This window comes from Priestia sp. RMT2NF4, from assembly GCF_047872835.1.
Lineage (GTDB): Bacteria > Bacillota > Bacilli > Bacillales > Bacillaceae_H > Priestia > Priestia zanthoxyli.
Genome location: NZ_JBLQZO010000003.1, coordinates 359,030 through 384,548, shown reverse-complemented (window position 1 = coordinate 384,548; position 25,519 = coordinate 359,030). Strand labels below are relative to the sequence as shown.

The 25,519-nt window shown below is 38.9% G+C and carries 21 protein-coding genes; 6 read left to right on the top strand and 15 right to left on the bottom strand.

What is annotated here, in order from left to right; translation table 11 throughout:
* Positions 1-4: 4 nt before the first annotated feature.
* The gene (gene uca / locus ACMX9J_RS15415) at positions 5-3,616 is read left to right on the top strand and encodes an urea carboxylase (RefSeq protein WP_416225936.1); all 3,612 of its coding nucleotides are present in this window, start codon (positions 5-7) and stop codon (positions 3,614-3,616) included.
* A 14-nt stretch (positions 3,617-3,630) separates the two neighbouring features.
* Positions 3,631-5,379 (top strand): allophanate hydrolase, encoded by a 1,749-nt coding sequence (gene atzF, locus ACMX9J_RS15410; RefSeq protein WP_416225935.1) that lies wholly within the window; start codon positions 3,631-3,633, stop codon positions 5,377-5,379.
* A gap of 117 nt (positions 5,380-5,496) precedes the next feature.
* On the opposite strand, the gene ACMX9J_RS15405 is transcribed toward atzF, so the two are convergent.
* Together ACMX9J_RS15405 and ACMX9J_RS15400 are read right to left on the bottom strand one after the other, a co-directional pair.
* Positions 5,497-6,063 carry a DedA family protein gene (locus tag ACMX9J_RS15405; RefSeq protein WP_223260295.1) on the bottom strand — a complete coding sequence of 189 codons (567 nt, stop codon included), beginning with the start codon at positions 6,061-6,063 and terminating at the stop codon, positions 5,497-5,499.
* A gap of 235 nt (positions 6,064-6,298) precedes the next feature.
* Positions 6,299-7,279 (bottom strand): zinc-binding dehydrogenase, encoded by a 981-nt coding sequence (locus ACMX9J_RS15400; RefSeq protein ID WP_033578189.1) that lies wholly within the window; start codon positions 7,277-7,279, stop codon positions 6,299-6,301.
* 161 nt (positions 7,280-7,440) lie between these two features.
* On the opposite strand from ACMX9J_RS15400, the gene ACMX9J_RS15395 reads away from it, so the two are divergent.
* Positions 7,441-8,316 (top strand): LysR family transcriptional regulator, encoded by an 876-nt coding sequence (locus tag ACMX9J_RS15395; RefSeq protein WP_033578188.1) that lies wholly within the window; start codon positions 7,441-7,443, stop codon positions 8,314-8,316.
* Between the two features lie 43 nt (positions 8,317-8,359).
* On the opposite strand, the gene ACMX9J_RS15390 is transcribed toward ACMX9J_RS15395, so the two are convergent.
* The 4 genes from ACMX9J_RS15390 to ACMX9J_RS15375 all read right to left on the bottom strand — a co-directional run bounded on the left by ACMX9J_RS15390 (position 8,360) and on the right by ACMX9J_RS15375 (position 11,840).
* On the bottom strand, positions 8,360-9,394 hold the full coding sequence (locus tag ACMX9J_RS15390; protein WP_028412216.1) for an AI-2E family transporter: 1,035 nt from the start codon (positions 9,392-9,394) through the stop codon (positions 8,360-8,362).
* 168 nt (positions 9,395-9,562) lie between these two features.
* Complete coding sequence (gene bluB / locus ACMX9J_RS15385) at positions 9,563-10,216, bottom strand: 5,6-dimethylbenzimidazole synthase (protein WP_013055676.1); 654 nt, start codon at positions 10,214-10,216, stop codon at positions 9,563-9,565.
* 464 nt (positions 10,217-10,680) lie between these two features.
* Entirely contained in the window at positions 10,681-11,100 is a 420-nt protein-coding gene (locus ACMX9J_RS15380; protein ID WP_016763238.1) for a hypothetical protein, read from the bottom strand.
* Between the two features lie 101 nt (positions 11,101-11,201).
* Entirely contained in the window at positions 11,202-11,840 is a 639-nt protein-coding gene (locus ACMX9J_RS15375) for a DUF1643 domain-containing protein (RefSeq protein ID WP_217916040.1), read from the bottom strand.
* A 382-nt stretch (positions 11,841-12,222) separates the two neighbouring features.
* On the opposite strand from ACMX9J_RS15375, the gene trhA reads away from it, so the two are divergent.
* Positions 12,223-12,873 carry a PAQR family membrane homeostasis protein TrhA gene (gene trhA / locus ACMX9J_RS15370; RefSeq protein ID WP_013055671.1) on the top strand — a complete coding sequence of 217 codons (651 nt, stop codon included), beginning with the start codon at positions 12,223-12,225 and terminating at the stop codon, positions 12,871-12,873.
* A gap of 42 nt (positions 12,874-12,915) precedes the next feature.
* Here the strand turns inward: trhA and ACMX9J_RS15365 are convergent, their stop codons facing one another.
* From ACMX9J_RS15365 to treP, 7 genes are all read right to left on the bottom strand, one after another.
* Positions 12,916-14,103, bottom strand: a complete 1,188-nt coding sequence (locus ACMX9J_RS15365; RefSeq protein WP_416225934.1) for an NRAMP family divalent metal transporter — start codon at positions 14,101-14,103, stop codon at positions 12,916-12,918.
* Between the two features lie 9 nt (positions 14,104-14,112).
* Positions 14,113-14,868, bottom strand: a complete 756-nt coding sequence (locus ACMX9J_RS15360) for a LamB/YcsF family protein (protein WP_034269755.1) — start codon at positions 14,866-14,868, stop codon at positions 14,113-14,115.
* A gap of 11 nt (positions 14,869-14,879) precedes the next feature.
* On the bottom strand, positions 14,880-15,878 hold the full coding sequence (locus tag ACMX9J_RS15355) for a biotin-dependent carboxyltransferase family protein (protein ID WP_028412212.1): 999 nt from the start codon (positions 15,876-15,878) through the stop codon (positions 14,880-14,882).
* Entirely contained in the window at positions 15,868-16,590 is a 723-nt protein-coding gene (pxpB, locus tag ACMX9J_RS15350) for a 5-oxoprolinase subunit PxpB (protein ID WP_416225933.1), read from the bottom strand. The genes ACMX9J_RS15355 and pxpB overlap by 11 nt, the downstream gene beginning before the upstream one ends.
* 355 nt (positions 16,591-16,945) lie before the next feature.
* Complete coding sequence (treR, locus tag ACMX9J_RS15345) at positions 16,946-17,662, bottom strand: trehalose operon repressor (RefSeq protein ID WP_028412210.1); 717 nt, start codon at positions 17,660-17,662, stop codon at positions 16,946-16,948.
* Positions 17,663-17,749: 87 nt separating this feature from the next.
* On the bottom strand, positions 17,750-19,435 hold the full coding sequence (gene treC / locus ACMX9J_RS15340; protein WP_047751567.1) for an alpha,alpha-phosphotrehalase: 1,686 nt from the start codon (positions 19,433-19,435) through the stop codon (positions 17,750-17,752).
* A gap of 15 nt (positions 19,436-19,450) precedes the next feature.
* Positions 19,451-20,914: a PTS system trehalose-specific EIIBC component gene (gene treP / locus ACMX9J_RS15335; RefSeq protein WP_416225932.1), complete on the bottom strand. Its 1,464-nt coding sequence runs from the start codon at positions 20,912-20,914 to the stop codon at positions 19,451-19,453.
* 199 nt (positions 20,915-21,113) lie between these two features.
* Between treP and ACMX9J_RS15330 the strand changes: the two genes are divergently transcribed.
* Together ACMX9J_RS15330 and ACMX9J_RS15325 are read left to right on the top strand one after the other, a co-directional pair.
* On the top strand, positions 21,114-21,287 hold the full coding sequence (locus tag ACMX9J_RS15330; RefSeq protein ID WP_080963424.1) for a YvzF family protein: 174 nt from the start codon (positions 21,114-21,116) through the stop codon (positions 21,285-21,287).
* Between the two features lie 117 nt (positions 21,288-21,404).
* Entirely contained in the window at positions 21,405-21,956 is a 552-nt protein-coding gene (locus ACMX9J_RS15325) for a shikimate kinase (protein ID WP_416225931.1), read from the top strand.
* Positions 21,957-22,029: 73 nt separating this feature from the next.
* Here the strand turns inward: ACMX9J_RS15325 and ACMX9J_RS15320 are convergent, their stop codons facing one another.
* Together ACMX9J_RS15320 and ACMX9J_RS15315 are read right to left on the bottom strand one after the other, a co-directional pair.
* Positions 22,030-23,355 (bottom strand): NCS2 family permease, encoded by a 1,326-nt coding sequence (locus ACMX9J_RS15320; protein ID WP_016763224.1) that lies wholly within the window; start codon positions 23,353-23,355, stop codon positions 22,030-22,032.
* A 491-nt stretch (positions 23,356-23,846) separates the two neighbouring features.
* Positions 23,847-25,190 carry a 5'-deoxyadenosine deaminase gene (locus ACMX9J_RS15315; protein WP_028412202.1) on the bottom strand — a complete coding sequence of 448 codons (1,344 nt, stop codon included), beginning with the start codon at positions 25,188-25,190 and terminating at the stop codon, positions 23,847-23,849.
* Positions 25,191-25,519: the final 329 nt, after the last annotated feature.

The following is a 25,519-nucleotide window of genomic DNA, read 5'->3' as shown; positions in this document are numbered from 1 at the left end:
ATCTATGTTTACAAAAGTATTAATTGCGAACCGAGGAGCAATTGCCGTTAGAATTGAGCGAACATTACGACATTTCGGAGTGAAATCTGTGGCTGTTTATACAGAAGCTGATCAAGACAGCCTGCACGTTGATGAAGCAGATGAAGCCATTTTAATTGGCAGCGGCCCGGTCAAAGAAAGTTATTTAAACGAAGACCTTATTCTAGATATCGCAAAGAAAACAGGAGCAGAAGCTATTCATCCAGGCTACGGTTTTTTAAGCGAAAACGCGGAATTTGCTCGTCGCTGTCGAGCTGAAGGAATTGTATTTATTGGTCCTACACCTCAGCAAATGGAAATATTCGGATTGAAACATTCAGCTCGGGAAATTGCGCAAAAAGCGGACGTGCCTTTGCTTCCTGGTACACCTCTTATTACAGATGTATCAGAAGCTGTACGTGCTGCTGAAGAGATTGGCTATCCCGTTATGTTAAAAAGTACAGCTGGCGGCGGCGGAATTGGAATGCGTGTTTGCCAGGATGAAAAAGCGCTTCAAGCCGCTTTTGACTCAGTTTGCCATTTAGCACAAACAAACTTTAAAAACAGCGGTGTTTTTTTAGAGAAATACATTCAAAAAGCTCGCCATGTGGAAGTTCAAATCTTCGGGAATTCTTTTGGAGAAGTAGTAGCTTTAGGGGAACGCGACTGCTCTATTCAGCGAAGAAATCAAAAAGTAATTGAAGAAAGTCCAGCTCCAAACTTCCCTTCATATATACGGGAAAATATGCTGCAAGCAGCTACTCGACTAGCTAAAGAAGTGGGATACCGAAGTGCAGGAACAGTAGAATTTTTATATGACGCCGAAGCGGAGAAGTTTTATTTTTTAGAAGTAAATACTCGTCTTCAAGTAGAACACGGCGTTACAGAAGAAGTGTTAAACATCGATTTAGTAGAATGGATGCTTAAAGAAGCATGCGATGAGCTGGTAAACCTTCCTTCTTTGCTTCCTGTTCCTTCAGGTCACAGTATCCAAGCGCGTATTTATGCCGAAGATTGCTTAAATGATTTTCGTCCAAGCGGCGGGCAAATCGACCAAGCCATTTTCTCTAAAAGTGCTCGAGTTGAAACATGGGTGCGAGACGGCATTACTGTAACATCACTTTATGATCCTATGCTAGCTAAAATTATCGTTCATGGAAAAACACGAGAAGAAGCTCTTCTAAAATTGAGCGCTGCTTTAAAAGAGACAAGATTATACGGCGTTACTACTAATCTTCAATACTTGCAGGGACTGTTAGAAGAAAAAGCGTGTAAAACAGGCGATGTGTATACTCAAATGCTTAACTCATATACTCCGAGCGAACAAGCAATTGAAGTTTTAGACGGCGGCGTTCAGTCTACTGTTCAAGATTACCCGGGACGCACCGGGCACTGGAATGTAGGAGTTCCTCCGTGCGGCCCAATGGATCCTTTTGCTTTTCGCATAGGAAACAAACTTCTCGGAAATTCACCGGATGCCCCGGGAATTGAAATGACTCTCCGAGGCGGCTCTTATAAATTTAGAGACGATGTATCTTTTTGTATTACCGGTGCTAACATGCATGCTACATTAGACGGCGCTGAAATTCCCATGTATAAAACCATTCAAGCAAAGCCGGAACAAATTCTTTCATTTGGTGAAGCAACCGAAGGAATGCGCACGTATTTACTGATTGGCGGCGGACTTGATATGCCTAAAATATTAGGCAGTTCTTCTACTTTTACACTAGGAAGTTTCGGAGGACACGGCGGAAGAGCACTTCGCACGGGAGATGTACTGCGTGTTTCTGACTACGCTCACGTTGAAAATGAACTTGCTCTTTCCTACCAGCCGACCATGTCTAAAGAATGGACAATCGGAGTGATTCCCGGCCCTCATTGTACAGAAGAGTTTTTGCAGCCAGAGTACTTACAGCAGCTAACAGATACAAAATGGGAAGTTCATTTTAACAGCTCTAGAACAGGCGTTAGGTTAATAGGTCCCGCTCCTTTTTGGACCCGTGAAGATGGAGGAGAAGCCGGTTTGCATCCATCAAATATTCATGATAATGCCTATGCCATCGGCACCTTAGACTTAACCGGAGATATGCCTATTTTACTTGGCCCAGACGGTCCGAGCCTCGGCGGCTTTGTTTGCCCTGTTACGACTGCTTCAGCAGAATTTTGGAAAATAGGACAGCTTCATCCCGGAGATAAAATTTCGTTTAAATTAATTGACCTTGAACAATCTGAAAAACTCAAGTGTACGCAGGAAGACTTTTTACAGCATATCGGAACATCTGCATCACTTCCTGTGCTTACAAATCCAGTAGCACAGCCGCTCAAAAGCGATTATCCGCTGCTGATTAACGAAACGGAAAATAGACGCTTCCCATTTTCCGTCCGCTGCTCAGGCGATGCAAATATACTTGTAGAATACGGAGAAATGGAGCTGGATCTGCTGCTTCGCTTCCAAGTGCATGCTTTAATGGAAGCTATTCAAAAGCATAAGGATTTACCAGTTCTAGATTTAACGCCTGGTATCCGTTCTCTTCAAATTCATATTGATGCAACAAAGATGTCTATTCTTGAACTTTGCCAGCACATTTCAGCTATAGATCGCGCACTTCCTCCACTTGAAGAAATGGAAGTTCCGTCTCGTATTGTAAAACTTCCGCTTTCATGGGATGATCCTGCGACTCAATTGGCTATTGAACGCTATCAGCAAAACGTTCGTCCAGATGCACCCTGGTGTCCAAGCAATCTAGAGTTTATTCGCCGAGTAAACGGTCTGGATCACATTGAAGATGTGAAACGAGTTGTATTTGACGCTAATTATCTTGTAATGGGGCTTGGAGATGTATATTTAGGCGCGCCTGTTGCTACGCCTCTAGACCCTCGTCACCGTTTAGTGACAACGAAATATAATCCCGCTCGTACATGGACACCTGAAAATGCAGTTGGTATTGGCGGTGCGTATATGTGCGTATACGGAATGGAAGGTCCTGGGGGCTATCAATTTGTGGGACGCACGATTCAAATGTGGAACCGACTTCGTCAAACGGAAAGTTTTGAAGCAGGAAAACCGTGGCTTCTTCGTTTCTTTGATCAAATTCAATTTTACCCAGTAGAAGCAGATGAGCTTTTAAAACTGCGCGAAGATTTTCTTCGCGGGAGATTTGAAGCAGATATTACGGAGACAACGTTTAAACTTGGAGAATATTTAGATTTTCTTTCATCTATTGAAGAAAGCACGGCTGCTTTTCGTCACACCCAGCAGGCTGCTTTTCAAACAGAGCGAGAAGATTGGAAAGCACTCGGCTTAGCTGAGTACGTCTCTGAACATGAAACAGCTGAAATTACGGAACAAGAACTGCCTGAAGGTACGGAGGCCGCCCGCTGTACAATGCCGGGAAGCGTATGGAAAGTTCTTGTTGAAGAAGGACAAAAAGTTAAAAAAGGCGATACGTTAATTATCGAAGAAAGCATGAAAATGGAGTTTCCACAGCTAGCACCTATGGATGGATATATCAGTTCTATTCATGTAAAACCCGGCGATGAAGTACAGGCTGGACAGCTGATTGCCGGTATAAAAGCCTTTTCTCCAATTACTCATTAAGGACGGTGGATACAATGAAAACAGTTAGTTTGCCTAAAACATTTTCGGTTCAATGGTTACGTGATATGTATATCAAAAAAGAATTAACTCCGGAAGATGTAGTACATCAAATTCTTACGCGTGTAGAAGCTGACAAAGATATGAACATTTGGATTACCCCTCCTACACTCGGTGAGTTAAAATCTTATCTCGATCGCTTAGCTACCCTAAGCCCTGAAGCGTTACCTTTATGGGGAATTCCATTCGCCGTTAAAGATAATATTGATATAGCACATGTACCAACGACAGCCGGATGTAAAGAATATACGTATATCCCTTCTGCACATGCTACGGTTGTTCAACGTCTTATTGATGCAGGTGCTATTCCTCTTGGAAAGACCAACTTGGACCAATTTGCTACAGGGCTGGTCGGTACACGAAGCCCTTACGGCGAAACGCACAATGCGTTAAAGTCCGAGCTCATTAGCGGCGGATCGAGCTCAGGGTCAGCTGTATCCGTAGCTCGCGGGCACGCTGCTTTTTCTTTAGGTACCGATACAGCAGGTTCAGGGCGCGTTCCAGCCGGTTTAAACCGTTTAATTGGCTATAAACCTTCTCTCGGAGCGTGGCCATCTGCAGGTGTAGTTCCGGCGTGTAAAAGCTTAGACTGCGTCACTGCTTTTGCTCATGAATGGAATGATGTAGTACTTGTAGATTCTATTATTAGAGGAGTAGACGATCAAGATCCATGGTCACGCTCTGTTGTTCGGGCTTCTTCGGCTCTCCCTGAAAAAATTTGTATGGTAAAAGAACCGCTCTCATTTTACGGACCGTTTGCTGAACAGTACGAGGAAGCTTGGAAGCAAGCAGTGAAAAAGATTGAAGATTTATCTATTCCCATTGAATACATTGACGGCTCGTATTTAAGCGAAGCAGCTGCTTTATTGTATGACGGCCCATACGTAGCGGAGCGCTGGGCTGACTTAGGAGAATTTATTACTTCTCATGAAGAAACAGCATTTCCTGTAACCGAGCAAGTCCTTCGTTCAGGAGCTAAATCAGAATATGATGCTGCGGCTTTATTTCAAGCTTCACATAAGCTTCAATCCTTTAAACACCAAGCATATCATCAGCTTAAAAATGCTGTTCTTGTTATGCCGACAGCAGGCGGGACGTGGACGCGGGAACAAGTAAGAGAAAATCCAATTGAAACAAACAGTGACATGGGGCGTTTTACAAACCATTGTAACTTGCTCGATTTATGTGCTGTCTCTCTTCCATCTCAAGATGCAGATCTTGATTTACCGTTTGGCATTTCATTTTTCTCTACATTTGACGGCGAACAATTTATTTGTGGGCTTAGCGAATTGTTTTTAAATGGTGAACGAACGGTTGATTCAAAAAAAGATACAACCTTAGTAGCTGTTTGCGGTTTGCATATGCGCGGGTTTCCACTTGAATTTCAAATGCGTGAACACGGAGCTTCATTCGTACGAAAAGACCAAACCGCTCCTTATTACCAGCTTTTTAAACTGCCTACTTCTCCAGCAAAACCGGGGCTGCTGCGAACACATCAACAAGGAGAAAAAATTGAAGTTGAACTTTGGGAAATGCCTTTATCACTACTCGGCTCTTTTACCGATTCTATCCCTTCTCCTCTTGGACTAGGCAAAATCACTCTCGAAGACGACAGTGAAGTAGCGGGTTTTCTTTGTGAAGCTCACGCGACAGAAGATGCGGAGGATATTACGTCTTATAGAAGCTGGCGGGCTGTTTATAGTTGAATAAAAGAGCCGCCTCTAAGTCAGGGTTTCGACTTAGAGGCGGCTCTTTTGAGTTATAAAAACCTTACTATAAAAGCGCTCTTATTTTAAGGAATCACTTATTTGGTCCGGTCTTTTTTATGTACTTTTTCTCTTTTTCATCCACCAGCCTGCACCAACTATCACTCCGATTATAAGAATAACAAATATTAAACGGTCTACATCATGCAAATATTTTTGGATTTTTTCAATATCTCCAAGTCCTCCTACATAGAGCAAAAAAACAAACCACGGAAAAATGCCTAAGGTGCTGTATAAAACAAAGTCCTTAGATTTGATTTTACTAAGGCCTGCCAAATAGGTTATATAGTTTGCGATACTGATGGGACGAGAAATCGTAATACTCCATTTTCCGTATTTATGAAACCATTTTTGGGCACGCTTTATATTTTTTTCACCAAACCAGCGTTTGGTAATAGATTCAAACCTGTATCCCATAACGAACGGAATATAGTTGAATGCGATATAAATAACGGTATTGACAGCTGAAACAATAAGGATTTTCCATATTGAAAGCTGCAGCACCGAGCCAATGAGCAAAATCGATAACGTACACGGAAAAGGAATTGCCGCAGCTTCGATTGCTGTAGCAATAAAGATGCCCACTATGCCTAAGTTTTGTACAAAATCAATAAACCCTTGCACCTTTTTTCTCCTTTCAATCATACAAATTTCACGTTCTTTCATCATAACTCAAACTATTCAAAATTTCACGATTTCAAAGCAATTTTACTAGTAAAAAAAGCTTATATGCACCGGTTTGCTATATTTGATTATCTTCTATCATATGCAGTTCATAAGTGAAGTAACGCAAAAAAAGAAAATAGCAGAAAAAAACTCTTTTATTAGTTGTAATAAAAGAGTCTTTTCTGTCCTGCTATTATTTAATTTTAGCAATGATTTTCCCTTTCACATGGCGTTTTGAAAGCTCTTCTAATGCACTTGGCACTTCTTTTAACGAGATGATGCGCTCAATCATCGGAGCTACTTTCTTCTCTGCTACTAATGCTAAAAGCTCATCGCCCATTTTTGCTAAATCCGCTTGCGCCATCATGTCATCAATGTGGTGTGCAGCATTTAAAGCTACTTCATGATAAGAAATCACTTTTGTAAAAGGCTTTACTTTTGTATAGTCAGGTGCACCAGCAATATGTGCTAAATGTCCTCTATAGGCAATCATATCTAAAGAATCCGTTGCGTTCTTTGCGCTCACCGTGTCAAGCACAGCATCTACGCCGCGGCCATTTGTCAGCTCCAATACTTTTTCCACGACATTTTCCTCGCGATAATCAATTACATAATCAGCGCCTAACGACTTCACATACTCATGATTATGTGCTGAAGCTGTTGAGAAAACGGTTTTTCCAGCGTTTTTAGCAAGCTGCACGCCAAAGCCCCCTACGCCTCCAGCTCCTCCGTGAATTAAGATGGTTTGAATATGGTTCATTGGAAATTTACGAAATAGTGCTTCATACGCCGTGTAACCTGCAGTAGGCAAAGCAGCAGCTTCTTCAAATGTAACAGCATCAGGAATGCGCGAAATTGAATGAGCAGTTGTGACCGCATATTCAGCATATCCGCCTTTTTTCATAAAGTCCCCGTGATAGACAACGCGGTCTCCTTTTTTCCAGTCAACTACTCCTTCTCCAACTTCATCAATTGTCCCAGCTACATCCAAACCTAGAATGTGAGGATATGTCCAATGAGGATTTCCATTAGTAGCCGTTTTATAATCCACTGGATTAAGTCCCACTGCGTGAACTTCAACTACTACTTCTCCTTTATTTGGAAGAGGTTTTTCTATTTCTTCTACTTTCATTTCTGTCCATTTATTTTTATCTTGCAATAATAATGCTTTCACAGTCTAACTCTCCTTTTTAAATCATTTGCTTAGCGTTACTTTTATTATTTTATCTAAAAATGATTTGCTTACTATTTTTATTTTAAAGAGAGCTTGTCTATAATACAAATTAGAAAATAAATAGATATCCATAAATAAATTTATAAGAAAGGATAGCATAAATGATTGATTTTGAATGGTATCGCAGCTTTATTAGCATTTACAAATATCGATCCGTTTCTGAAGCAGCCAGAGCGAGGATCTTAACGCAGCCGGCCATGAGTCAGCACTTAGCTGCTTTAGAAGCTGAAATAGGCGAAGGTTTATTTATCCGTGCACCAAGAAAGATGATTCCAACAGAAAAAGGTAAAGAACTGTACACGCGTATTGTCCCGTTAATTGAAAGTCTAGAAGCTGCTTCAATTGAATTAAAAATGACCGCTTCATCTCCCGACGCGCTGCCGGTCGTAAAAATTGGTTCTCCCGTAGAGTATTTTACCGAACAAGCTTTAGAAAGAATAAAAGATGCAGGTATCCGCTGCTACAGCCAGTTTGGTATTGCTTCTGTTTTACTTGAAAAGATACAAAACGACGAAATTGATATTGCGATTACAACCCAAAGATTGCAAATACCAGGAGTCGAATATACGGTCATTGAAGAAGAAGAGTTTGTCTTAACCGTCCCTCCTTCTTTTGAAATGACACCCAATGAAGACATAGAGGATTTTTTATACAATCAGCGGTGGATTAGCTATGGCCTTGAACTTCCTATTATCAGGCGTTTTTGGCGACAGCATTTTAAAAAACGGCCTGAAATTCAGCCTCATCATGTGATTCCAAATCTTCAAACAGTGTTAAAAGCCATTCAGCATCACATGGGAATCAGCCTGCTTCCCCGCTATTTGATTCAAGAAGCGCTCCAAGAAAAAAAGGTGAAAATCGAACTTGAACATTTAGCGGTAAAAAATCAGATCTTTCTTGCTTATAAACTTAAGCATCGAGATCATCCAGTCATTCAAAAAACGATACGCTCGTTAAAAAAAGAAACGAACCACTAATCAAACATCTTGATTAATGGTTCGTTTTTCACCTCGTCTAAAATCATTTTGTCCCAGTCTCTTCTTTTTTTGACAGCTGCTGTGCTGAATCTACTCCTACGAGATCTAAAAAGAAAATAAAAATAGGAATACCAAGAATCAGCCCCCATACGCCCAAGAAATGTTCACCAAATACTAAAATGATAAACGTAATGAATGTTGGCAAGTTTGTTTTAGATGACATAAGCTTTGGATTTAATACATAGCTTTCAAGTGCGTGAAGTACTACCACCATAATTAACACAGATAGTACTTTTACACCGCCTCCTAAACTGTAAGCGATTGTACAAAGCGGAATGAGTGAAACAAATACCCCAAGAACCGGCACTAGCCCTAGTAGAAAGACCATAACGCCAAGCGCAAGCAAATTAGGAAACCCTAACACCCACAGGGCAATAACGGATAAAATGCTGTTCACAAAAGCGATAATAAACTGAACTTCTATTACCTTGCCGAAGGAATTAACAAATTTTCTCCCCAAATAGCCAGCTTCTTTGAAAAACCAGCCCAGCCTAGATTGTTCCAGTTGGACAAATAATCGGTGAATCCGCGACTTTTCAAGTAAAAAGAATAGGCTTAACAAGAGTGCTAAGAAAACTTGTGCACTTACTTTTCCAATATTAGATAAATAGCTGTATACTAAATCAATATTCTGCTGAATATTTTCTGGTGATTTAAATCTCTTTAGATTATCGATAATATAGGTGACGAATGTATTATCAGGGGGGTGCTTGTAAAAATACATCAGCTTCTGTACAAGCTCAGTAACTTGCGTCATAATAACCGGGATATATACATATCCTACAATACCGAGAGCACCAATCAGTGCGATATAGATGACGATGAGTATAAGCGTTGAATTAAGCGGAAGCTTTCTTCTTAACGTTTGTTGAAGACGACCAATTAAAAAGGTAAAAATAAACGTAAATAACAGCAGCTGAAGCATACTTCTAATGCTGACAAGTAAAACTGTAATAATAATAAGCGTAATGATGCGAACAGTAAGTTTGTTGTGAAGCCAACTTCTTGCAATATTCATGAAACCTTCAATTCTCCTATCTCTCTTTTTCCCAAGTCATTTGTATACATATAAATAAAACGGATACGCTAGACGCTCATATCCGCTTTCGCTATATATAGTGTATCATTTAATATTCAAATTTTACTATATTTCAGCGCTTTTTAGTATGTCTTTATTTTCTCTCCGCTATTCTTTTTCATTTTCCCATACATTATGATAAATTAGCTTGTCTAAATCCCTTCTTTTTTCCCAGTTAGCTTGTTCTAAGATTGGTTTCTCAGGGTATTTATCTGTATAGCCAATTGACATGAGCGCTACAGGATCAATATGAGGAGGAATATGTAAAATGTCACGTACATCATTTTTTTTATAAAAACTTACCCATCCCATTGCCAGTCCTTCTGCATATGAAGCAAGCCACATATTTTGAATCGCACACGCAGTTGACATCATATCAGTTTCTGGAATTGAGTTTCTTCCGAGAACATGAGAGCCCCCTCTTGTTGGATCACACGTTACGCAAATAGTTAACGGCGCTTCTTTTAATCCTTGAATCTTTAGCTCTAAAAAATCTTCTTTCTTTTCACCTTCATAATGAATAGCCAGTGCTCTTCTCTCTTTATCTGCTGCCCAGGCAAGTTTATTTTTCACTTCTGTATCAGATACTAATATAAAATTCCAAGGCTGCATAAACCCGACGGAAGGTCCGCTGTGAGCAGCCTGTAGAATGTTATAAACCGTTTCATTCGGAATCTCATCAGACAAAAATGTGCGTACATCTCTTCTTCCGTAAATCGCTTTGTATACCGCTTGCTTTTCGTCGTTTGTAAACGAATTCATCTTTTTCAACCTCCATTAAACTCTTTTTTTAACTATTTTTCTAAAAAAACATTAAAAAAATGTGATCCAAACTTTATGTTTTCTCGTATTACTATATGAATCTATCATAAAGGAGGTTGCAAACATGTTCAACGACGTTTTAATGAACTTATTTAACGCGGTAAGCAGCATCATTAACACAATTGGATAATTTGATTGTACATATTGAGTAAGAGAGGAGGCATATTACATGCTAAACGAGGTACTTATGAACTTTTTTAACGCAGTAAGCAGCATCATCAACACAATCGGATAAAAAAAGCACAAAGAAAAGGGTAACTGCCATTACCACCGTCTTTATGCTTGACTAGTTCAAAATCATATATTTTACAGTAAAAAGAACTCTTTGATTAGGAGTTCTTTTTACTTATCCTAACATGTTCCCTTTTATTTGTATATATGCCTTGCTATTTCAACAGATTCACTTATATGTTGCAAGCATACACGTAAGTTTGCAGCTCGTAGTGCAGTTCTTTTAAGTCTTCAGCTGCTTGAGTCAATAACTTCTTTCGCTGAGCTGTATACACATCTAGAATCGCTCTTTCTACTTTTACCTTTTCTTCATATAAAATATCTAACTTATCTTCATTTCCTTCAAGGGAAATAGGCTTTAACATAGCAAATTGATAAATGGGTTGTCCATAATCCAATTTTGTTAAAATAGAACCTACTAATACATCCTGTGAGCATTCATATACGAAGTTTAACAGCGTACTTAATTCTTCTAGACGAGAAATATCCAGCTCTGCATTTTCATTGATCACAGTCCCTATATATTGAAAGCACTCTTCTTCTAACTCATTGTAAATAGTTGTGATGCGGTGCAACACTTCATTCAACTTCATAAAGTTCCCCCTTCACACACGCTTCTTGATACAACCATATGACAAAACTTGGTGTTTTATACTAACGAAAAAGCGAGGAATATAAACCTCGCTTTTCCTTTTTATCGATACATACTGGCAATGTCTTCAATAAACATAAGCGGTTCTTCTTCTGTTAGTTGTTTAATTGGAGAATAATCCTCTCCACCAAAACTTTGATCTATGTCTTCAATAAACGAAGAAACTTCTTCTGACTCTTCACGATTAGCCGGCACTTCGTATTTCTGTAATTCTGTACGGTGCACGACGGATAAAATATGGCGAGGAAATTGCTGCTTCGTTTTTCCAAAACAGTATACCGGCTTGTGTTTCAAAAAGCGTTCTACTTCCTCTTGCCGGTTATAAATGCTTCCATGATCACCCCAAGCTACCACAACTAGTTCAGCATCTTCCACAGCCTTTTGAATATATTCACCTGTTCTTGTTCCAACAGCTTCTTCTTTTGAAAGCATGCGTAAAAACGAAACATGATCGGTTTGATAGCTGAATAAATAAACGATTTCTAAAACTCCAAATCCCCACTTTTGCGCCAGTTCTATGCATTTGGATACAGCTGTATCATCGCTGTATTCATACGTATTTTCTGGAAAGGACAAGATAAACGTAAGTTTACGTTCGTTTACTTCACTCCATTTGCATAATAGAGAATATTTGTATGTGCCTGTTTCATCAAAAATAACTTCTTTTTTCACTGCTTCCATCCCCCTGCCTTCTTACAATCTTGTTACTTATCTATTGCAAATGAGCTAAGCAGTAATCGTAACCTTGACTGTTAAAAGTTTTATTTTATATGTATTTCAAAATCATGCCTTCATGACAACTTTTCTGCCATTTTTTCAAAAAGCATTTTTTTCTTCTATACATGCTTTTTACAGCTAGTGAACATTCACATATATATCTTTCCTCTTTTCGGACCTCCAGTCAAAATAGATAAAATCAAAAGAATGGTCTATAATAAAGAAATAACCAATGAACTTTTCACTCATGTTTTTGACCGTTACGGATTTTTTCTCAGCAGGTATGTTCAAAACTGATCCTCTGAGAAAATAGAAGATAAATTTGTGTAAAGAAAGGATTTTGTAAATGGCTACTACACACACATTTACAAGAGGAGAAGAAATTGCAAATGCGATTACACACGGCGTTGGAGCCGTACTCAGCATTGTGGGATTAACGCTTTTAATCGTACTTTCTTCGTTAGAAGGAACGCCTTGGCATGTTATCAGTTTTACTATTTACGGAGTAACCATGCTGCTTCTCTATGTCTCCTCTACGCTTGTCCATAGCTTTCCGGAAGGTAAGGTAAAAGATCTTTTTGAGATATTTGACCATTCTTCTATTTATTTGTTTATTGCCGGTACGTACACTCCATTTTTATTTATCGCAGTAAAAGGAACCACCGGCTGGACACTTTTTGGAATTGTATGGGGCATCGCTCTTGCAGGAATTGTATTCAAAGCTTTTTTTGTGAAGAAATTCCTTTTTATTTCCACCATTCTTTACGTATTTATGGGATGGATGATTGTGTTTGCGTGGGATTCGTTAACTCAAAACATTGCCCATCAAGGAATTGTCCTTCTTGTAGTTGGAGGCGTGTTGTATACAATCGGAGCCGTTTTTTACGTATGGCGAGGATTTCGTTTTCACCATATGATTTGGCATATGTTTGTTCTTGGCGGAACCGTACTTCACTTTTTAGCAATCATTTTATATGTATTGCCTATAACCAATTAAAAAAGGGCCTTCTGGCCCTTTTTTAATTGGTTATAGAATTTCTTACCACAGTTTTGCCATTTGAGTCACAAGCGTATAGACTCCTAGCACAGCCATAATAACGACCACAAAACCGCCAAAAACGGTAAGCCAAGTCGGATGCTTGTAATCCCCTACTATCTTCTTTTTATACGCCGCTATAAGCATTGTACAGAGTGTAATAGGTAAGATTAACCCATTTAATGCTCCAGCTAAAATGAGCAGCGTGACCGGCTGACCAATCGTTAAGAAAACCAGGGTTGAAATCGTAATAAATGCAATGATAATCCAGTTTTCATATTTCTCAATCCTTTTGCTGAAGGATTTAATAAAGGAAACCGATGTATATGCCGAACCAATAACTGAAGTGATAGCCGCTGCTGCCATGACGACACCAAATAATTTATAGCCAATATCCCCTGCGGCTAACTGAAAAACAGAGGCTGGTGGATTATCGGGATTCAGTTTTAACCCTTGACTCAACACACCTAATGTTGCCAAAAATAGAAAAATTCGAATGATCGAAGCGATCGTAATGCCGGATACTGCTCCTCTTGTTACTTCCGGAATCGCGGCTTTTCCTTTGATTCCTGCATCTAATAAACGGTGACCTCCTGCAAATGTAATATATCCTCCTACCGTTCCTCCTACAAGAGTAACAATCGCCATTACGTCAATGTGATCCGGCCAAAATGTTTTAGATACCGCTTCTCCTACTGGCGGAGCGGAAGAAACCGCAACATACACCATTAAAATAATTAATATTCCGCCCATTAATTGAGCAAAACGATCCATTAATTTTCCGGCTTCTTTGACTAAAAAGATGGCAATAGAAATAATGGCTGTAATAACTGCACCAACTTTAGGAGAAATACCAAATAGCGCATTGAAGCCAAGACCCGCTCCTCCTACATTTCCAATATTAAATGCTAAGCCTCCGATTACAATTAAAATAGCAATAAATAAACCGAGACCTGGGAAAACACTGTTAGCAATATCCTGTGCTCTTTTTTCTGAGACGGCAATAATACGCCATACGTTTAGCTGAACGCCAATGTCTAATAAAATCGACAGTAAAATGACAAAACCAAAACTTGCGGCGAGAGCTTGTGTAAAGACAGTTGTTTGAGTTAAAAAACCTGGACCCACTGCTGAAGTAGCCATTAAAAATGCTGCTCCGAGGAGCACGCTCCAGTTGCGTTCTTTTTTCATGATGTCACCTCATTGTGGTTGAATAATGATTTGTTCTTCTTTTAGCTTGTCACAAATAGCTTTGGCAAATTCAACAGCATGTGCACCGTCTCCATGAATACAGACGGTATCTGCCTGAATCGGAATCTCTTCATTTTGCACAGTGAATACTTTCTTTTCTTTGACCATTTTAATTACTTGAGAAATAGCTGCTTTCTCATCTTGAATCACGGCGTTTTCAACGTTTCTCGGCGTCAGCATGCCGTTCTGTTGATAGGTTCGATCTGCAAATACTTCCTGAGACGTACGCAAGCCGATTTCGTTTCCAGCTTTAATCGATTCACTTCCAGCAAGACCATATAGAATAGCTTCCTCACTAACATTATAAACAGCTTCAGCAATAGCTTTAGCTATGTCTCGATCCCCTGCAGCCATATTATATAAAGCGCCATGAGGTTTCACATGATGAAGGGCCCCTCCTTCTGCACGTATAAAAGCTGAAAGAGCCCCCATTTGATACACCATCAAATCATAAGCTTCTCGAGGCGTAATTTTCATATATCTACGTCCAAATCCAGCTAAATCTTGCAATCCGGGGTGCGCGCCGATCGCCACATTTTCACTCAAAGCCAGCTTTACTGTTTCTCTCATAACCGAAGGATCTCCGGCATGAAAGCCACAAGCAATGTTTGCTGACGTTACATAGCGTAAAATTTCTTTATCATTTCCTAATCTATAGTTCCCAAAGCTCTCACCTAAGTCACAGTTCAAATCAACGGTAGCCATTTTCTTCCCCCTTATATTTTCATTCGAAGTGCTCTTTTAATATGATTGATTTTCTTTTCCTGCTCCATATATAAATGCTGCGCTTCATCCAGTGAAACGAATTGAAAAGAAACCTTTTGCCCTGGAGAAACTTGTGCCAGCGCCGAAAAATCGGCAGTTGCTACCTGCCCGATTCTAGGGTATCCTCCTGTCGTTTGATGATCTGCTAATAAAACAATGGGCTGTCCTTCTTTTGGTACTTGAATTGTACCAAACGTCACAGCGCTAGAAAGCAGCTCCTTTTCCTGCTGAAGGACTAGTTTCTTCCCTTTTAGTCTATAGCCCATTCGGTCAGATTGCGGCGTAACGTCAAATTCTTGATTAAAGAAATGTTGTTGACTTTCTTTCGTAAACCAATCAAATTCCGCACCTTTCATCGTGCGGATAATAGGCGTCTCGTATGAAGGAAGAAGTTTAGGATGAATGGTCCAAAAAGCCTGCTGAAAAGAGCGGTCCGTTTGCTTTTTCACCAGTTTCTTTATAATTGCTTCCCCTATTTCTGTAGGAGGATGGCTTAATACTTCGTCACCTGACTGTAATGCTTTACCGTGCAGCCCTCCTATCCGAGCGCGAAGCGAAGTAGATGTACTTCCCATAACTGCAGGAACGTTAAAGGCACCGGAAACCGATAAATAAGAACGGCAACCTAAAGTCGGAACACCAAACTGCAGCACGCTCCCTTTTTTCACATATAAAGGCCGCCACATCTTTACGGCTTCATCATTAACAGTTGGCGATAAATCCCCTCCTGTCAGGGCAATTAAAGCATCTTGCTGAAATTCAATTTTTGGTCCCATTAACGTAATTTCAATAACCGGCTGATTTTCTTGATTTCCTACTAATAAGTTGGCAATCCTTAAAGCAACTTTGTCCATTGCCCCGCTGACAATCATGCCGTCCTTTTGATATCCATGTCTGCCGATATCTTGAATCGTTGTTAATAAACCAGGACGCATCACTTTAATACTCATCTTCATCCACCTCCTTTTGTGCTTCATATTCCGTTTCAGAAATGGAAACAAATCGGATACGATCACCTGCTTGAAGTAAGCTTGGCGAGTCTTTTTCTGGGTTAAATAGTGTAAGAGGAGTACGCCCGATTAACTGCCATCCTCCAGGTGTTTCAATTGGGTACACGCCGGTTTGCATTCCTGCGATGCCAACTGACCCTTTTGGGATGCTGTTTCTCGGTGATTCTTTCCTTGGAGTCGCAATTTTTTCACTCATCCCTCCTAAGTAAGGAAAACCAGGAGCAAAGCCTATCATATACACCAAATATTCTCCGTTTGTATGAACGGAGATAACTTCATCAGGCGTTAATGAATGAAAAGCAGCTACTCTCTCTAAGTCCGGGCCGTACTTTCCTCCGTAACACACCGGAATATCAATTTGTCTAGCGACCGCTTCAGATTTTTCTTCCTGGCGGAAAAGCAGTTCTTCAATATATGTAGATATTGCTGTGTAAGGATTTCTTCTTCCTTTTTCACTCATTATCCAAGGATCATAATAGATTGTAACCGTCGTAAAAGCCGGCACATATTCAATCATTCCCTTACATAATGATTGCTCTAGCACCTCAGTAAATTGCTGAATACGTTTATGTATACCGAAATTAATTTCGTCTCCAAATGAAACGACAATGCCGCTATCACCAAGAGGATAAAGTCGATAATCGTTACTCATTCCGTCTCCTCCTTTTTACTTAGTATTGTTTGAGCAGCTCCCTTTAATGCTGTAGTTAGACAGGTTTATTAGAATTACTAATGAAGTTATCATTTTCAAATAACATTTTCTTATATATCTAATAAAAAAAAGATCAATAAATCTGTATACCGTATGAATAACATTATACAAATATAAAATAATCTTATGTTCTACTAAAACAAACTCTAAATAAAAATTCAACCTTTTTAGAATTTTATCGTCAAAAGGATTACGTTTTTTCAGTTTTCCCCATAAGAAAACTGCTTTGTTTTTTATACCAAAGCAGTTTTTTGTAAACATCTACAAAAAGGAAAAACTCATGGGCAGTGAACCATTATATACCTCTGCGAGCAAAATCCACAAAACGAAACTTATCAAGACGATGACGTGATTCCGTATACTGAAAAAGGCTTGCATCTTCTAGATACACATAGTTTCTTACTACCACAATATGTTCATAATCTTTCAAATCTAAGTAACATTTATCTTCGTCCGTCAGCTCGTCAACGGAAATTTCTTTTTTAGCAAAGCTGATTTTCAGCCCAAGATCTTTTTCTAAGTATTCATAAATAGAGCCTTTGCATATGTCTTTTGTGAGGTGAGGAACATATTTTTTATGAAAAAAATCTTTATCTAAAATAATTTTTTCTCCATCGATTTCACGTGCTCGAACTACTTTCCATATGAGATCTTTTTTCGTTGCGCCAAGCTGTGTGCACAAATCTTGATCAGCCTTGATTAATTCAAACTCTTTTACAATAGTAGTCGACGTATGTCCTAGCTTTTCCGCGACTTCTTTGAAGCTAACAAGTCCTGATACTGGAAAATCAAAGCGTGATACGTCTAATACAAAAGAACCTTTTCCTTTCATTTTTTGAATGTACCCATTTTGCGAGAGTAAATTTAACGCTTTCCGTATCGTTTCACGAGACGTTTGATACTGTTCAACAAGCTCATTTTCAGAAGGAAGTTTTGTATTAGGACGCCAGTCACCGCGTTTAATTTTATCGACTAACTGTTCGTAAATGCTGATAAATTTATTTTCTTTCAATTGCCATCACCTATTTTACTTTCTATATATACCCAATTGTATAAAAAGAACGATAGATTGTCACCCATCGTTCTTTTCACTTTTTCTCTATTTTTTTAAATGATACACGATTGATTCATACGGCCGAAGTAAGACTCGCTTGAATTCCTTTGGTGAATCTTCGTAGTTAGACAGCAATATTTCACTATGATATCCTTCAAAAGTTAGATTTTCTGGCAGTTCAAAGGCTGTTTCGCTGCCGTAGAAATTGTTTATCACGAGCAGCTTTTCATCTGCTCCATTTCGGATATAAGCGAAAATCTGCTCGTCTTCTCCAAGAATCAATTCATAGTTTCCATAAGTGATAATCTCGTACTGCTTGCGCAGTGCAATAAGCTTTTGATAAAAATAAAAGATTGAATCTTTATCCTCTAACGCTTTTTCTACATTAATTTTACGGTAGTTATCGGCCGGATGAATCCATGGCTTTCCTTTTGTAAAACCTGCATTCGGCTTATCGTTCCATTGCACCGGTGTACGGGAATTATCTCTTGATTTATGTTTTAAAATTTCCAAAATTTCATTTTCGTCCATTCCTTGTGCACGTTTTATTTCATACACATTTAATGACTCCACATCTCTATATTCATCAATAGAGGAAAACTTCGGGTTTGTCATACCTATTTCTTCGCCTTGATAGATATAAGGCGTTCCCTGCATCAAATGAATCGTTGTAGCGAGCATTTTAGCAGATTTATTATGATAGAGTTCGTCGTCTCCATAGCGTGAAACAACGCGAGGCTGATCATGGTTGCACCAAAATAATGCATTCCATCCCCCACCTTTATTCATTTCCGTTTGCCAAGTTGATAGAATCTCTTTTAATTTAATAAAATCAAAATCTGCTAGGGCCCACTTTTCTCCGTTTGGGTAATCAACTTTCAAATGATGAAAATTAAACGTCATGCTAAGCTCGCGTCGGTCCGGATGAGAGTACTGAATGCAGTCGTCAACGGTTGTCGATGACATTTCCCCAACGGTCATACTATCATATTTTGAAAAAACTTCTTGATTCATTTCCCGCATATATTCGTGCACGCGAGGACCGTCGGTGTAGAATTTCCGGCCATCCCCTGGTGCAACCGAACCATCATCATCTAAGAAGCGCTGATCTTTTGAAATTAAGTTAATGACGTCTAGCCGAAATCCATCTACACCTTTTTCAAGCCAAAACGTCATCATGTCGTACACGCTGCGGCGCACACGCTCATTTTCCCAGTTCAAATCCGCTTGCGTTACATCAAACAAGTGCAGATACGATTGTTCTGTCAGCTTATCATGCTCCCACGCTGATCCTCCAAATTTTGAAACCCAATTCGTCGGAGCACTTCCATCTTCTTTTTGATCTTTCCAAATATAAAAATCTCGGTACGGGTTATCTTTCGATTTTTTAGCTTCTTGAAACCATTCATGTTCAGTTGACGTATGATTAACGACAATATCCATGATAATTTTAAGATCCCGCTTATGCGCTTCTGTTATTAAACGATCAAAGTCCTCCATTGTTCCGTATTCTTCTTGAATAACAAAATAATCACTTATATCATATCCATTATCCCGCTGTGGTGATTTATAAATTGGCGTTAGCCACAGAACATTTACCCCGAGCTTTTTCAAATAATCTAGCTTTTCAATAATGCCAGCTATATCACCCACGCCGTTTCCAGTTGTATCATAAAAACTTTTTGGATAAATTTGATAAACAACCGATTTTTTCCACCAAGGTTCTTGCATCTTTAACACCACCATTTAATTCTTAGAATTATGTTGAAACGAGTCTGTACCCGCGACCGTTGATGTAACGGTTGATTTTTTCTGAAGCTTTCCGAGCGTTAACGTTAAAAGAAACGGCACAACGATTACGATGACCATTCCAATAATAAAAGGCGGCCAGCTCTGTGGAACAATTGATAATGGAGCAGGGATACCACCGATTCCCACCGATGTTGCTTTTACTCCGGCTACAGATATGACAACACCGGCAATAGCTGAACCAATCACTGCAGAAATAAAAGCAAATCTAAAACGCAAATTCACACCAAACATTGCAGGCTCCGTAATGCCAAGCCACGCTGAAACCCCTGACGTTAAAGACAATCCTTTTAATTTCTCATCATTTTTTGAAAGAATCATTATCGCAAAAGCCGCAGAGCCTTGTGCAATATTCGATAATGCTACCATTGGCCATAAGAACGTACTCCCTACGCTTCCAATCAGCTGTAAATCTACGGCCAAAAATGTATGGTGCATCCCTGTAATAACAAGAGGAGCGTATAAACCTCCATATACAAGCCCTCCAATAAATGGAGCCGTTTTAAACAGCCATACAACTGCATCTGTAATAACATTTCCTATTGCAAATGTAATTGGACCAATTACAATAAAAGCGAGAAACCCTGTTACTAAAAGAGCTACAGGTGCTACAATCAAAAGTTGAAATCCATCCGGTATGCGTTTTCGTAAGAATAATTCGATTTTTGCCAAGACGAATGAAGCGACTAATACGGGTAAAACCTGTCCTTGATAGCCTACTTTCTCAACATGCAGGCCAAATAAATTCCACGTATCGATACTTCCTTTTTTTAATGCTTCTCCGTAAGACCAAGCATTTAGCAAGTCAGGATGTACAAGCATGAGCCCAAGGACAATTCCAAATAAAGGACTTCCTCCAAAACGCGTAACAGCTGACCACCCAATAAGAGCTGGCAAAAAGGCAAAAGCCGTATTCGCAATTAAATTAATCATGCTTGCGAAGTCTTTCCACTGTGTATGAACATCTACGATTGATTTATCATCGTAAAAAATTCCGGCTCCTGTTAGTACATTATTGATTCCCATCAATAAACCCGCGGTTACGATGGCCGGTAAAATAGGAATAAAAATGTCAGCTAATGTTTTTATTGCGCGCTGCAGCGGATTTAAGTTTTTAGCCGCTTCGTTTTTCACTTCTTCTTTTGATAGCTCGCCTATACCTGTAAGCGCCACCATTTCTTTATATACTTTATCCACCGTGCCTTGACCAATGACAACTTGAAACTGGCCGTTTGTAGAAAAAGATCCTTTTACTAATTCGTGCTCATCTAGCATACGTTGATTGACTTTACCTTCATCTTTTAAAACAAGTCGAAGGCGCGTTACACAGTGCGTTGCAGCAGAGATATTTTCTTTTCCGCCAACGGCTTCTACAATGCGTTCAACAGATTCTCGATTCATGTCTTTTCCCCCTTGTTTCCGCTTTCATTTTACTCCTATATCTCCTATCCCCCATATAAATCTCACCACAAACCTGTATATACAAGTTTTATATTTTTATTCTAACCTGTATATACAAGTTCGTCAACAAAAATAAAATTACTTCTTTTTCATTTCATGATATAGTCAAAAAGCAAAGTGTATGGAAGGAGACATTACAATGCTGCAAGTAAGATTAATGGGAACACAAGAAGAAATTAATGAAGTAATCAAACAATTTGAACAGAACTACCATATAGAACATCAGTCAAAAGAATATACGCGAAGCGCTAATCCAAAATATGAGCACAAAAAAGATACTCGGGTGTATCTTTCTATGCATCCTAAAAAATAATTTCTTCTTTATTTCAGAGAAGAATAGTAGCTTTTACAAACTAAAGGATTTATATTATAATTTCAGTATTTACTATAACATCCGATTTGTATTTAAAAATCAGAAAGAGGCTTAAAAATGGCATATAAAGACATATCTCTTAGAGAGAAAAGTATTGTGTTTATCGGCTTTATGGGGGTAGGAAAAACAACTATTGGAGAAATGGTTGCCAAAAAATTGTATAGAGATTTTGTTGATATAGATCAAGAAATCGAAAAAGAATTTAATATGCCTACTTCTCAGATTTTTAAAGAGCACGGTGAAACTTTCTTCAGACAAAAAGAAAAAGAAGTAATAAGTCGACTTTCACAGCAGCGCTTAAAAATCATTTCTTTAGGGGGAGGCGCTTTTTTACAAGAAGAAATTCAAGAGATTTGTTTATCTAACTGCATCGTATTCTTTTTAGATTTGTCTTGGGATTCTTGGAAAGAACGCATCAGTTTGATTATTGATAGCCGTCCTGTTTTACAAGGAAGAAGCTTAGAAGATATTGAAAAGCTATTTTACGACCGTCAAGCTATCTATTCAAACCACCATTCAAAAGTTGAAACTGATAATTTAGATATCGAAGAAGTAGCTAACTACATCGTTGATTCATTAAAAACAGCTTGGGATATTTATCAACCTTAATGAAATAAAGGTTTGTTCCCTCAACAAGCCTTTACAAAAAAGACGTAGCTTAATGCTACGTCTTTTTTCATCCCTAATGGGAACTCATATAAAAATTGATAAAAAAGGCAATGGTGATTACATACATCATCCAATGAATTTCGCGATGGCGTCCTGTAAACAGTTTAATCGCTGTGTATGAAATGAAGCCGAATGCTAACCCTTCTGCAATGCTGTAGGTTAACGGCATCATGACAATTGTTAAGAAAGCGGGAACAACTTCAGTGAAATCGTCGAAGTTAACGTTTCGAATGTCACTTAGCATAAGCGAACCAATAATAATGAGTGCTGGAGCAGTAGCAACGCTTGGGATAAATTGAATAAGCGGTGCAAAAAACAAGGTAAATATAAATAAGATGGCAACCGTTAATGCCTTTAAGCCGGTACGCCCTCCTTCTGCAATACCTGTTGCATTTTCAATATACGTATTTAACGCAGTGCTTCCAAAAATAGCACTCGCCATTGTACCAATTGAATCTGCTGCAAGCGCGCGATTTAAACCTGGAATTTTACCGTTTTTATCTACTAAGTTTGCTTTTTTAGATAGTCCAATCAATGTCGCTAGCGTATCAAATAATTCTACGATGGTGAAAGAAAATACAACTGAAAAAATGCCGTAGGCAACTGCACCCTTTAAATCCATTTGAAAGAATGTTTCTCCAACGCTTGGCGGCGTAGCTGAAAAGACGTCTTTCAGAGAATGAGGAACTGCTTGTACTCCTACAATCATTGCTAATATTGTCGTAGCAAAAATACTTATAATAAGAGCACCTTTTACATTTTTAGCCATCAGTACAGCTGCTAATATCAGCCCAAAAATAGCAAGTAACGGGCCTTTATCCATGACATTTCCGAGCCCTACAAAAGTAGACTCGTTTGCCACAACTAATCCAGCGTTTTTCAAACCGATAAACGCAACAAAAAGACCAATTCCAACTGCTATTGAAGACTTTAATACGTTCGGAATGGCATCAATAATCTTTCCGCGTATTCCTGTTACCGTTAAAACAAAAAATAAGACCCCGGATATAAAAACTGCTCCAAGTGCCGTTTGCCATGACAATCCTTGTCCTAATACTACTGAATACGTAAAAAACGCATTTAAACCCATCCCTGGACCGGTTACAATCGGGAAGTTTGCCCATAGAGCCATCAGTAACGTACTAAATACAATGGCATAAATGGTAGCTGCAAGAGCCGCTTCTCGAGGGATACCCGCGTCAGACATGATAATGGGATTGACGATTACCATATAACTGACCGTCATAAAAGTTGTAAGTCCTGCTAGTATTTCTTGTTTTGGTGTTGTGTTGCGCTCTGATAGTTTAAACAAGCGCTCTAATATTCCGTTACGCTCCAACACGCGCGCCTCCCTACTTCTAAAAAAAAATAAAAAATCCTACCTATTCAAATGTCCTAAAAAGGACACGATTTAGGAGGATTTTACGTTTCAAAGTAAAATCTTTTGTCCTATTATAGTCTTAATTTGTAGATATGCAAAGGTGGAAAACGCTATCATTATAAAAATTTTTATCTTCCGTTAGTTTGGAATTTTGAAAATTTATTTCTCTTATCTTTTTAGTCTGTTGCAAGATTACTCTTTTTACTCATTTATACAAAAAAGAGATTGAGACATAACTAAATAAATCCATTCTAAAGACAAATAAATGGAATAATCGCAGGAATCTACGCCTTGTCCTTCAATCAACAGCTAGAAGCAACTAAACAGATGAAACCTACGTTCACCTTGACAACAAAAAACTCGAATTATTAATCAATAACTCCGATTAATAATTCGAGCTTTACTTTTGTTAAAATACTTTTATCCCAGCCTCTTCTTCGTTTTACATCTTACGAAATTAAAAGTGGAATTCTTTTTAAAAGACGATCTATCGAATGATTTGCCTCTTTCAGCACAATTCCTTGGTCAATGGTTTTTAACTGGCGATTCTCCATCACAATTTCACCGTCAACCATTGTTAGTTCTACATCTCCTCGCGTTGCTGAATACACAACTCTGGAAATAGGGTCTACGCCGTAAGATGGAAAAGTATGAAGCTGATTTAAATTTAAAATGGCAAGATCCGCTTTTTTCCCAACCTCTAAACTTCCAATTTCTTTTTCAAGCCCAACTGCTTTCGCTCCGCCGATTGTAGCCATTTCGAGCACGTGTTTTGCATTCATGGCTGTTGGTCCGTAAGAGGGTTTATGAATCGTAGCGGCCAGCCTCATTTCGTTGAACATATCCAAATTATTATTACAAGGAGCACCATCAGCGCCAAGGCTTAAAAATACACCTTGCTCTAATAAACTGGGCACATCTGCGATTCCCGATGCAAGTTTTAAGTTTGAGCCTGGGCAATGACTGACTTTTACTCCTTGATTCTTAATAATTTGCTTTTCTTGATCGTTTAGCCACACACAGTGCGCTAAAATAAGGCGCTCATTGGCTAATCCTAAATGGTCTAAGTACATGATATTTCTCATACCCGTTTCAGCTTCTACAATGCGAATTTCTTCTTGATTCTCAGAAGCATGAGTATGGACATGAACATTATAGGCAGCTGATAAATGGCTCACTTCACGCAGCAAATCTTCCGTACACGACAGCACAAATCTTGGGGAGAATGCGTATCGAATACGACCGTTATTTGAATTATGCCATTTTTCAAGCAGCTCTACGCTTTCTTTAATCGAGTCAGCCGTTGTCTCCTGCAGAGCTTTTGGCAGATCGTCGCCTTTTTTATCCATCATTACTTTTCCTGCAAGAGCTCGGATTCCACTCTTAGATATAGCTTGAAAAGCAGAGTCCGTATGATGAACAGTTTCCATATCGACAATTGTTGTAGTCCCGCTTTGAATGAGTTCACCGATCCCTAACAGTGCTGAATAATAGATAGATTCTTCATCATGCGAAGCTTCAAGCGGCCATATTTTCTTCTTTAGCCAGTCTAGCAGCTCTAAATCATCTGCTTGCCCTCTAAAAAGCGTTTGACATAAATGAATATGAGTATGTATAAAGCCCGGCACAATCGTTTTATTTGCTGCGTCAATGACTTTATCTACCTTTTCCGGATGCAGATTTTTCCCGATGGCTGCAATACGATTTCCAACAATATAAAGGTCACCGTAAATAATATCATTCTTCTCATTCATCGTAATAATCTCTGCATTTTTAATTAATGTGTGCGTCATACCTTCTTTCCCCTCTTTCGTAACATCTATCTATTTCTAGCTCAAACCGAACACTAACATCTTCAAGCAATCTTTCTTACACTGGTCTTAAATATATATGGTGCATGCTCTGAGTTGAATAAGTGCAGATAACCTCATGGGCGATAGAGACTTTGGGTAAAAAAAATTCCTAGCTGATTATACAGCTAGGAGGTTGGATTTATGATAAAATCCCAAGTCCCTTTTTCAAGAGGTTATACGAAATCGCAGGAGAATAATGTGATCTTGTATTTATAATATGGTGTTTTCAGTCTATATACCAGCTTTTTGTCAGAAGTTCTAACATTGTT